Annotated in this window: 12 protein-coding genes; 3 read left to right on the top strand and 9 right to left on the bottom strand. The window is 68.3% G+C overall.

All coding sequences use genetic code 11. The features are described from left to right. The 3 genes from DSP71_RS00755 to DSP71_RS00745 all read right to left on the bottom strand — a co-directional run. Positions 1-577, bottom strand: a 577-nt coding sequence (locus DSP71_RS00755) for an isochorismatase family protein (RefSeq protein ID WP_113680114.1), incomplete at its 3' end; no start/stop codon positions are given. Positions 578-670: 93 nt separating this feature from the next. Further along, the gene (gene corA / locus DSP71_RS00750; RefSeq protein WP_113680123.1) at positions 671-1,687 is read right to left on the bottom strand and encodes a magnesium/cobalt transporter CorA; all 1,017 of its coding nucleotides are present in this window, start codon (positions 1,685-1,687) and stop codon (positions 671-673) included. A gap of 35 nt (positions 1,688-1,722) precedes the next feature. Further along, complete coding sequence (locus DSP71_RS00745; protein ID WP_113680113.1) at positions 1,723-3,015, bottom strand: serine hydrolase; 1,293 nt, start codon at positions 3,013-3,015, stop codon at positions 1,723-1,725. A gap of 96 nt (positions 3,016-3,111) precedes the next feature. Here DSP71_RS00745 and DSP71_RS00740 point away from each other — a divergent pair, with 96 nt between their 5' ends. Together DSP71_RS00740 and DSP71_RS00735 are read left to right on the top strand one after the other, a co-directional pair. Further along, positions 3,112-3,426, top strand: a complete 315-nt coding sequence (locus tag DSP71_RS00740; protein ID WP_113680122.1) for a DUF2470 domain-containing protein — start codon at positions 3,112-3,114, stop codon at positions 3,424-3,426. Between the two features lie 79 nt (positions 3,427-3,505). Continuing rightward, positions 3,506-4,153 carry a heme oxygenase (biliverdin-producing) gene (locus DSP71_RS00735; RefSeq protein WP_046748635.1) on the top strand — a complete coding sequence of 216 codons (648 nt, stop codon included), beginning with the start codon at positions 3,506-3,508 and terminating at the stop codon, positions 4,151-4,153. Between the two features lie 7 nt (positions 4,154-4,160). On the opposite strand, the gene DSP71_RS00730 is transcribed toward DSP71_RS00735, so the two are convergent. Then, complete coding sequence (locus DSP71_RS00730; protein WP_179516076.1) at positions 4,161-5,555, bottom strand: ATP-dependent RecD-like DNA helicase; 1,395 nt, start codon at positions 5,553-5,555, stop codon at positions 4,161-4,163. Positions 5,556-5,668: 113 nt separating this feature from the next. Here DSP71_RS00730 and DSP71_RS00725 point away from each other — a divergent pair, with 113 nt between their 5' ends. After that, on the top strand, positions 5,669-6,739 hold the full coding sequence (locus DSP71_RS00725; RefSeq protein ID WP_046748633.1) for a hypothetical protein: 1,071 nt from the start codon (positions 5,669-5,671) through the stop codon (positions 6,737-6,739). Between the two features lie 18 nt (positions 6,740-6,757). Here the strand turns inward: DSP71_RS00725 and DSP71_RS00720 are convergent, their stop codons facing one another. The 5 genes from DSP71_RS00720 to rpmB form a co-directional block, all read right to left on the bottom strand. Further along, positions 6,758-8,758, bottom strand: a complete 2,001-nt coding sequence (locus tag DSP71_RS00720; protein WP_082108679.1) for a cytochrome c oxidase assembly protein — start codon at positions 8,756-8,758, stop codon at positions 6,758-6,760. 88 nt (positions 8,759-8,846) lie between these two features. Continuing rightward, the gene (locus DSP71_RS00715; protein ID WP_017203554.1) at positions 8,847-9,134 is read right to left on the bottom strand and encodes an HU family DNA-binding protein; all 288 of its coding nucleotides are present in this window, start codon (positions 9,132-9,134) and stop codon (positions 8,847-8,849) included. Positions 9,135-9,445: 311 nt separating this feature from the next. Further along, complete coding sequence (rpsN, locus tag DSP71_RS00710; RefSeq protein WP_017203557.1) at positions 9,446-9,751, bottom strand: 30S ribosomal protein S14; 306 nt, start codon at positions 9,749-9,751, stop codon at positions 9,446-9,448. A gap of 3 nt (positions 9,752-9,754) precedes the next feature. Beyond that, positions 9,755-9,925: a 50S ribosomal protein L33 gene (gene rpmG, locus DSP71_RS00705; RefSeq protein ID WP_017203558.1), complete on the bottom strand. Its 171-nt coding sequence runs from the start codon at positions 9,923-9,925 to the stop codon at positions 9,755-9,757. Beyond that, complete coding sequence (gene rpmB, locus DSP71_RS00700) at positions 9,925-10,161, bottom strand: 50S ribosomal protein L28 (RefSeq protein ID WP_017203559.1); 237 nt, start codon at positions 10,159-10,161, stop codon at positions 9,925-9,927. The genes rpmG and rpmB overlap by 1 nt, the downstream gene beginning before the upstream one ends. Positions 10,162-10,427: the final 266 nt, after the last annotated feature.

Here is a 10,427-nt window from a genome sequence, read left to right as displayed (position 1 = left end):
CCTCATCCACGGATGCGCCCACCCGCTCCCGCGTGCTCCCGATCGTGGCGAAGCCGCGGGCGGCGAGGATGCTCTCGGTGCGTCGCATGATGTCCTCCCCCGACACCGCCGCCAGAGCACCCGCCGCCGGGATCGACGACGTCGTGGTGGCGTCCGTGATGAACTCGACCTCGAAGCCGAGGTCGGCCGCCACCCGAGTCGTCGTCTCGCAGCACTGCTCGGTGCGGATGCCGCACACCACCAGCCGGCGGATGCCGTCGCGGCGCAGCCTCTCCTCGAGGTCGGTCGACGCGAAGGCGTTGATGGTGGTCTTCGTCAGCGCCGGCTCCGAGGCGAGAGGCTCGAGAGCGTCGATCACGCGCACGAACCCGTTGACCGGGTCGAACACGCCGCCGGACCCGGGCTCGGAGTGGGTGATCCAGACGACCTCGTCCCCCACGCGACGGGCATGCGCGACGAGGAGTGCGATGTTCTCGAGCACGGCGGGGTTCGCGGTGGCCGCCCAGTCATCGGCGCGCTGACGGAACGACTCCTGCGCATCGACGACGAGCAGGGCGGTGTCGGAGTGAGCGTTCATCCGCTCATCGTCGCCGGTGCCTGGTTCGTCGGCAAGGAGAGGAACCGTCGCCGAGCATACGATTCCGGACAGCTCCGGCCACCGCGACGGCGCCTAGAGCCAGCCCTTGCGCTTGAACGCGGCGTAGAGGCCGAAGCCCAGCGCGACCATCATCGCGATCGCCATGGGGTAGCCGAGCAGCCAGTGCAGTTCGGGCATGTGGTCGAAGTTCATGCCGTAGATCGTGCCGACGAGCGTCGGGGCGAACAGGATGGCCGCCCACCCCGAGATCTTCTTGACCTCGTCGTTCTGACGGATGCTGAGCTCCGTCATCCGCCGCATCTCCTCGTTCTGGCGACGCGCGACGATGGTCGACTCCACCGTGAGCGCGTTGTCGAGCACGGTGCGGAACGTGGTCGCGCGGTCGCTCACGCGCAGAGTGTGATCCAGCACGTCGCGAAGGTAGCGACGCAGCTCCTCGCCCACCTCGTACTTGTCGGACCCGCGCAGGAGCGCCTCGAGCATTCCCGAGAGCGGCTGCGTTGCACGCTGGAAGTCGATGACCTCCCTGCCCAGGTCGTAGATGCGCTGCGTGGCGTCGGTGTCTTCCTCGAACAGCTGGCTCTCGATCTCGTCGATGTCGTTCTCGAGGCCGGCGAGCACTGGCGTGTACTCGTCGACGACCTCGTCGAGGATGGCGTAGAGCACGGCCTCCGGACCGTGGGAGAGGAGCGCGGTGTCGGCTTCGAGGCGCCGTCGGACACGACCGAGATCGGGGGCTTCCGCGTGCCGGATCGTCACGACGAAGTCCGGCCCGACGAGGACGTGCACCTCGCCGAACTCGACCTCTTCGACGTCATCGAGGTATCGGGCGGGCCGCAGCACCATGAACAGCACGTCACCGTAGCGCTCGAGCTTGGCGCGCTGATGACCGGAGAGGGCGTCCTCCACGACGAGCGCATGGATGCCGAACTCGTCGGCGACCGCGCGGATCTCCTCCTCGCTCGGCCGGTAGAGGCCGATCCAGCCCATGCCGCCGCGCTCGCGCATGCGCTCGAAGGTCTCGCTGAGCGTCACCGGGTTCTCGGTGCGGACGCCATCCACGTAGATCGCATTGTCGATGATCGCCATCGTCACCCCTTCGCGCGACTGTCAGTCGGAGCGGCTCACTCGGCGGCGGGCGGGGCCACGCACGGGAGCGCGGCCTCGGCCGTGCCCTGGTGGTACTGCTCCGCCGTGAACGGCAGCCCGAACTCCGGTGCCGTCTGACCGGCCGCTGCCGGGGCCTTCGACGCGATGGCGGCGAGCTCCCACGAGAGCTGCTGGGCGAACAGCGCTCCACCCGTGGAGTCGTTGAGCACGACGGCCACGGTGAATCCGGTCGCCGGGTCGGAGTATGCCGCGGTGGCGTAACCCGGGGTCCACCCGTGCTGGCCGATCATCGAGCCGACCAGGTAGGCGCCACCGGTGGCCTGGTACCAAGACGGTGCGCCGTCTCTGGCCGGCAACGGGTCGCCGAAGCGGTCAGGCTTGTCCTTCGTGCGCAGCGCCTGCTGGGCTTCGGCCTGCGCATACCGGCCGAGATCGGTGATGGTCGACACGACGCCCGAATCGGTGAAGCCCGTGCTCGATGACAGCGTGCTGATGTCGACGGGTGCCGCGCAGTCGTATCCGCCCTCGACGGCGTTCAGGAAGTGTCCGTTCAGGGACTCCCCGCTTCCCGGCTTCCCTGGGGTCGGTCCCGGCAGCGAGGTGTCCGAGAGTCCGAGCGGCTCTGTGACGTACTCCGCGATCAGTTCGGAGGCCGTCATGCCCGAGGCGCGTTCGAGAGCAAGGCCGAGCAGCAGGTAGCCGGCGTCGGAGTCGCGGAACGTCGTGTGCGGTGCGACCCGGTCGCGTGCCAGGCCGAAGCCCGCAAGCTCCAGCGGGGACCACACCCGGTCGGGGGTGTTCAGCCAGGCCGACTTCACGGTCTCCTCGGAGGACCCGGCACCGCTGGTCCCGTTGCAGAGGTCGAGGAGGGTGACACCCTCCTCGCGCATGTCAGCGACACCGGAGACGTAGTCGGCGACGTTCGCGTCCAGCTCGACCACCTTCCGGTCGGCGAGGGCGTAGAGGACGTCGCAGGTCATCAGACGGGTCACGTCCGCGATGCGGAAGGACATGTCCGTCGACAGCTCGGCTCCACCCTCGCGATCCTGAGTGCCGATGCCCGCCACCCAGCTTCCGCTCCAGGGCGCCCAGACGCCGACGATGGCGCCCGACGCGCCGGACGCGGTGATCGCGTTCTCGACGGCCGCCTGCATCGCGGCGACGGTGTCGTCAGGGAGCGAACCGTCCACCTGAGCGGGAGGCGTGTAGGAGAAGGACTCCTCGGAAGAGCATCCGGTGAGGACGAGAGCGAGCACGGCCGCCGTCGCCGTTGCGGCGCGCCACCGGCGCGACGAGAGAAGCTGCATGGATAGAACCCCCGAAGACGTGTCTCCCGAGTCTAGAGCGCCGATGCTGAAAGTCGGCCCCGCGACGGGGTCGGAGGTCGACATAGGGTGGGGAGCGTGCCCCACACCTTCGATGCAGACGTGATCACCGCCGTCCTCCGCCACATGAACGGCGACCACACCGACGACAACCTGCTCATCGCACGAGCCTTCGCCGACACCTCGGACGCGCACATCACGGACTCCGTCATGACCGGATTCGACGGCGAGGCGGGGACATGGGACATCACCCGCGACGGCATCGTGACCGAGCTGCGCGTGCCGTGGCCCGGCGGTCCGATCGCCGACCGCCCGTCCGTGCGCCGGGAGGTCGTGGCACTCTACGACGCCGCGTGCGCGCGCCTGGGCGTCGAGCCCCGACCGCACGCCTGACGACTGCGCACGCCTGACGACTGCGCACGCCTGCCGACTCGGACTTCCCCTGAGGTAAGGCAAGCCTTACACTTGCCTCATGCCCGAGATCCTCTCCTTCTCCGCCGCCCTGCGCGAGCGTTCGTCCGGATCGCACTCCCGCAGCGAGACCGCCGGCTTCATGTCCGACCTCCTGAAGGGCGAAGGGTCTCGCGAGGACTACATCTCGCTCGTCGCTCAGCACTACTTCATCTACGAGGCGCTCGAATCCGCAGGTGACCGCATGCGCCAGGATCCCGTGGCCTCCGTCTTCATCACCGACAAGCTCACCCGGCTCCCGGCGCTCGAAGCCGACCTCGAGTTCCTGCTCGGAGCCGACTGGCGCGAGCGGATCGTCGCCCTGCCGACGACGCAGCGCTACGTCGACCGCATCCGGCAGGTCGGCGCCACCTGGGCCGGCGGCTTCGTCGCGCACCACTACACCCGCTACCTCGGCGACCTGTCCGGCGGGATCTTCATCGGACGCGTGATGGCTCGCCGCTTCGGCTTCGAGACCAACGGCATCGGCTTCTACCTGTTCGACGACATCGCCGACCCCGCCGCGTTCAAGGACGTGTACCGCGAGCAGCTCGACGCCGCGCCGTGGGACGATGCCGAGCGCGAGCGCGTGATCGACGAGGTGCTGCTCGCCTACCGCTTCAACACCGAGCTGTTCGAAGACCTCGACCGCGCACGCGCCGCCGCCTGACCCGCGCTCAGCTCTTCGGCAGCTCCGGCGTCGATGCGGCCAGCCAGGCGTCGCGCATGAACCGACGCACGTCCTCGTCCACGCGGATGTCGCGGGGGCGCAGCGGACGCGACAGGTAGAGCCCCTCGAGCGAGGTCAGCCGGCTGAGAGCCACGTACGTCTGTCCCGGTGCGAACGCTCCGGAGCCGAGGTCGATGATCGCGCGCTCATAGGTCTTGCCCTGCGACTTGTGGATCGTGACCGCCCACGCCAGCCGCAGCGGGAACTGCGTGAACTCGGCCACCACGTCGCGGGTGAGCTTCTTGGTGTTCTGGTCGTACGCGTAGCGGAACCGTTCCCATACGGCGGGCTCGACGTCGACCTCCTCGCCGTCGATGTCGACCCGCACGGCACTTCCGAGGATGCGCACCACCGTCCCGATCGTGCCGTTGACCCAGCGCGGCGGCTCGCCAGACATCGCGGTGTCGTTGCGCAGGAACATGACCTGCGCGCCGACCTTGAGCTTCAGCTCCGACTCGGCGGGGAGCGCGGCCTCGCCCCTCCCGAAGTCTCCGCTCACCTCTGCGCGCGCGGTCTGCTCCTTACCCGGCAGCGCAGCCAGGTGTCGACTGTTGATGCTGTTCACGATGTCGTTGCGCGTGGCGAGCGTGATCATCGGCACTTCACCCGGCTCGGGATCGGGCGGCGTCCGCGCGCCCTGGGTGTTGAGCACCCCGGCGATCTCGGCGGTGACGCGCCCGTAGCGGACGGCATTCAGCATGGCCTTGAACCCGTCGTCGGACTGGCGATGGATCTGCACGAGCTCGCGCACGTGCAGCTCCGCCCGCGTGTCGACAGCGAACAGGCCGTCCTGATCCGACTCGCCGGCCCCACCGCCACCTCCCGCCCACACCTTCGCGTCGAAGAACCAGAACGAGCGGTAGTGGTCCTGCACGTAGCGGGCCTCGTCGCCGCGCGGCGGCACGGGAGCGAGCTGATACGGGTCGCCGAACATGACCACCTGCACGCCGCCGAACGGCTCGCCCCTGCGGCCCCGTGCCTGCCGCAGCGAGCGGTCGATGGCGTCCATCAGGTCTGCATTGACCATGGAGATCTCGTCGATCACGAGCGTCTCGATCGCGTTCAGGATGCGGCGGGTCGCATCGTTCTGATCGATGTCCGCATCTCCGATCAGGCCGATCGGAAGTCGGAACAGCGAATGGATCGTCTGCCCTTCGACGTTGAGCGCCGCGACGCCGGTCGGCGCGCAGATCGCGATCTGCTTCTTCGTGTTCCAGGCGAAGTGCTGAAGGAGGGTCGATTTGCCCGTCCCGGCTCGTCCGGTGATGAAGACGTGTTCACCGGTGTCCTCGATGAGCCGGAACAGCTCTTGCTGCTCCTCGGACAGGGCGGGAAGGGACACGGTTCTCACAGGGGCAGCGGACGGACAGGGCGCTCGTCCATGCTACGTCCCGGCATCCGCGCACGGCCGCCGACGCTCGGCGTCCCCCCAGGACGCCCTCCTAGACTGACGCCATGGACCGGGCACGTGCGAGCGCGCCCCGGCGCGCGCGCCTGGGGGTCGACCTGGCGATGCTCGCCGTCGTCGGCCTCGTGCTCGTCGCCGCTCTCGGGGCAGGCGGAGCCACGCTCTACCAGCAGTTCTACGGACCGTCGGCATTCGTGGTGCGCTACCTCGACCTGCTCTCCTCCGGCCGCGCCGCCGACGCGCTGCGCGTGCCGGGTGTCGCGGTCGACCGCGAGACCCTCGACGCCGCCGGCATCGATCCCGCCGCGTCCGAGGCCATGCTCCGTCACGCCGCGCTCGCCCCCCTGACCGATGTGAAGGTCACCTCCGAGGAGCCGGCGGAAGGCGGTACGGCCGTCACCGTCGATTACCGGGCGAGCGGCCATCCGGGAACCAGCACCTTCCTGATCGAGCAGGACGGATGGGCGGGCGTCACCCCGAACTGGCGCTTCACCACCAGCCCGCTGGCCGTGGTGGATCTGACGCTGCGTGGCGCAGACCGGTTCGCCGTGAACGGGTTCGAGGTCGACAGGCGCCAGATCTCGGTCGACGGGGTCGACGCCGCCTCGCTCGACCCGCTGCCCCTGCTCGTCTTCACACCGGGACTGTATGCGGTGACGGTCGACACCCCGATCTCGACCGCCTCGGGCCACGGGGTTCTCGCGGACACACCGCTGGCCATCACGCCGCTCGATGTGCAGACCGAGCCGACGGAGGCGTTCATCGACGTGGTCCAGGAGCGCGTCGAGTCCTTCCTCGCCGAGTGCACGACGCAGGAGGTCCTCCAGCCGACCGCCTGCCCGTTCGGCCTGCGGGTCACGAATCGTCTCGCGTCCGCTCCGAAGTGGTCGATCGCCACCCAGCCCCGTGTCACGGTCGCACCCGACGGCGGACAGTGGCAGATTCCGTCGACGGACGCGGTCGCCCACGTCGACGTCGACATCAGGTCGCTGTTCGACGGCAAGGTCCAGCCGCTGTCCGAAGACGTGCCGTTCCAGCTCAACGGGACGATCACGATCCTGCCGGACGGCACGGCATCGATCAGGGTCGGCTCCCCCAGCGAAGCCCCGGTCGACTGACCGGACCCCGCTTCGGCGTCAGCGCCCCTCGCGGCTGTCGCGCTCGGCGAGGGCCGCCAGCTTGGCGTTGTACTCCTCGAGCTCCGCGTCCCCGGTGCGGTCGGCATGCCGGTCGCGGCGCTTCTGCAGCTTCGTGTCGCTTCGGCTCCACTGGATCGCGACGGTGATCGCGAGGATCAGGGTGGGGATCTCGCCGATCGACCATGCGATGCCGCCCCCCACGTACTGGTCCATCATCGGGTCGACACCCCAGTCGCGCCCCATCGAGCCGAACCAGTCGGCGACCATGAGGCCTTCCTGCATCATGATGGCGATGCCGAAGAAGGCGTGCATCGCCATCACAGCGATCAGGGTGATCAGACGGCCAGGGTACGGCAGACGGTACGGGACGGGGTCGACGCCGATCAGGCTCATCACGAACAGATAGCCCGAGATCAGGAAGTGGATCACCATCCACTCGTGGCCGAGATGCTCGTACATCGACCACCGCACCAGATCGGTGAAGTAGAAGGCCCACAGCGACAGGATGAAGATCGCGGCAGCGACGAACGGGTGGGTCACGACGCGCGCGAACGGAGAGTGCACGGCCCACATGATCCATTCGCGACCACCGCGCGTGCCGTCGTCGCGCTTGTGGATCGCGCGGAGGGCGAGCGTGATGGGGGCGCCGGAGACCATCAGCAGCGGGATGGCCATCGACAGCATCATGTGGCCCATCATGTGGATGCTGAACAGGTACTCCTGGTACGCGTTGAGCGGGCCGCTGGTCACCCAGACCAGCAACAGCATGCCGAGCACCCAGAACACGGTGCGATGGATCGGCCACCGGTCGCCGCGCAGCCGCAGGCGTCGCACGCCGGCGAGGTACAGGAACAGGCCGAAGCCGGCAGCGACGAGCCAGAGCACGTCGAAGTCCCAGGCGGTGAACCAGCGCTCCAGCGTCAACTCCGGAGGCAGCGTCGAGCCGGTGAGGATCTGTGCGGGGGTCTGGGCGAAGGCAGCGACCTCACCGGTGGGCGGAGGCGTGCGTGCGAGAGCGGCTGCCGCACCCGAGGCGAGGCCCATCAGCGCGACCTCGCACAGCACCAGGAGCCAGAACCAGCCCGCAGCGCGCTGACCCGTCAGCTTGGGGATGAGGCGGGCCCGGTACCAGGCGCCCAGCAGTCCCATGCCCCCGAGGAGGGCGATCTTGGCGAGCACGATCCAGCCGTACGGAGTCGCCCACAGGGCCTCCCAGCTCCCGACCGCGACGACCGACCGCGTGACCCCCGAGAACGCCACCACGGCGAACGCGGCGATCGCCAGGGAGGAGTAGCGGCCGACGAGGCGCACGGGGTCGACGTCGGTCCGCCCCCGCAGCAGCACGAGCAGCAGGAGGCCACCGAGCCAGACCGCGGCGCCGATCGTGTGGAGCAGGATCGAGTTCACCGCCATGTTGTGCCCGGCGAGGTCTCCGGCGTGCCCCTGCGTCGCGAGGGGGAGGAAGGACGCCGCGGCGAGCAGCGCTGTGATGAGCGTGGGCGTCCACGAGCGCCAGGCGAACGCCAGCACCGTGATGATGGCACCGAAGATGGTGGTGATGAGCCAGGACTGACCCAGTGGCAGCTCCAGCAGGAAGCGGCCGAGCTGAGAGCCGAACTCGCGCTCGATGCTGAGCTTCGGGTTGAAGGCGGCCATGAAGGCCAGGAACCCGGCGAGGCCCGCGGACACCGTGAACACGGCGGCACCGACCGAGGCGATGTTCAGAGCCGCATCGAACGACCGCTCCCCCGCGCGCAGACCGAAGAGCGCGAGCACGAGCGAGCCGAGCATGACGGCACCGGAGACGTTCATGACGAGCTTGGCCACGGGCGTGCCCCAGAGCACGAACGGACCGGGGTCCTGCAGCAGGGGCGGCTTGGCCCCGCCGCCCACGAGGAGCGCCAGCACCAGGGCCACGAGGGCGGCGACGAGGAGGATGGCGACGCCGGACACGCGATACGCCGAAATCCGACTCGTCGACTCGCTGCGGGAACTCACCCCTCCAGCCTAGGCGCGCCCGGCGATGAGAAAGCACGAAGGCCGCTCCCGTCGGAACGGGAGCGGCCTTCGAAGAGGTGCGGTCGAATTACTTGACGGCAGCCTTGAGCTTGGAACCAGCGGTCACCTTGACGCGCTTGCCGGCCGGGATCTTGATCTCGGCACCGGTCTGCGGGTTGCGGCCCGTGCGAGCAGCGGTGTCGACCTGCTCGAAGGAGATCCAGCCCGGGATGGAGACCTTGCTGCCCTTGGCAACAGCGTCGGAGACCGTGGCGAACAGCGAGTCGAGGACACCGGAGACGGTGGCCTGGCTCTGGCCGGTGGCGGAAGCGATGCTCGCGACGAGCTCGGTCTTGGTGATGGACTTGTCAGCCATGTCATCCTCCAGCGACGAAGACCGTCGCATCGTTGTGGGGTGTCGGAGCGGATGCTCCTGGTCTGTCGACCGCCTTGAATGTACCAACGACCACCCTCATTTCCGCGTCATTTCGCGGGTTTTGGGCAATTACTGGGCGTGTCGCGTCACTTTTGTCACTCCAGTCACATGTTCGGGGGCCTCGGCGGGCGGGAGAGCAGGTCCAGGAAACGGCCTGATCCGGCGTGATCACCTGACCCGGCTCGCGGTGCAGGGACGCGAAAGGGGCGAGGATCCGAAGATCCTCGCCCCTATCGACTGTCTGCTGAGACTTACCAGCTCGACTTGGTGACACCGGGCAGCTCGCCACGGTGTGCCATGTCACGGAAGCGGACACGCGAGATGCCGAACTTCGTGAGGACACCGCGGGGGCGGCCGTCGATGACGTCGCGCGAACGCACGCGAGCCGGCGACGCGTTGCGCGGCAGCTTCTGCAGGCCGACGCGTGCGGCCTCGCGGGCCTCGTCGGTGGCGTTCGGGTCGATCAGGGTCTTCTTCAGCTCGGCGCGACGCTCGGCGTAACGCTCGACGATGACCTTGCGCTGCTCGTTGCGAGCGATCTTGCTCTTCTTAGCCATTGATCAACGCTCCTCTCGGAATTCGACGTGCTGACGGATGACCGGGTCGTACTTCTTGAGCACGAGGCGGTCGGGGGTGTTGCGGCGGTTCTTCTTCGTCACGTACGTGTAACCCGTACCTGCCGTCGAACGCAGCTTGATGATCGGACGGACGTCCTGAGCCTTCTTGGCCATTAGAGCTTCACACCCTTCGCCTGGAGGTCCTTGACCACGTTCTCGATGCCGCGGACGTCGATCACCTTGATGCCCTTGGCGGACACGTTGAGCGTGATCTTACGACCGAGCGAGGGAACGAAATACGTCTTCTTCTGCACGTTCGGGTCGAAGCGGCGCTTCGTCCGGCGGTGCGAGTGCGAGACATTGTGTCCGAAGCCGGGAACAGCTCCGGTCACCTGGCACACTGCTGCCATGATGTGACTCCTTTTATACCGTGAGGCCGGACGGCCCCACCCAAGATCCCTTGTCTGCACACGACCACGACCCGCCGATCTCTCGGCCGCAGAAGGGGAAGCATGCGAACTGCGCACAGGAGTGTGCGCAGACAAAGAGTCAGTTTAGCACGGCCGGCGCCGCGGTTCGCATCGCGCACACGGCACCAGCTCAGGCCGACATCGAGCCGTTCGCGCGACTCGACGCCTCGGCCGCACCGCGTCCCCATCGGAACGGGGAAACCGTG

Origin of the sequence: Microbacterium sp. H6 (genome assembly GCF_003314775.1) — a bacterium.
GTDB lineage: Bacteria > Actinomycetota > Actinomycetes > Actinomycetales > Microbacteriaceae > Microbacterium > Microbacterium oxydans.
The sequence above is the reverse complement of the archived record's forward strand: the minus strand, read 5'-3'. Positions and strand labels throughout refer to the sequence as shown.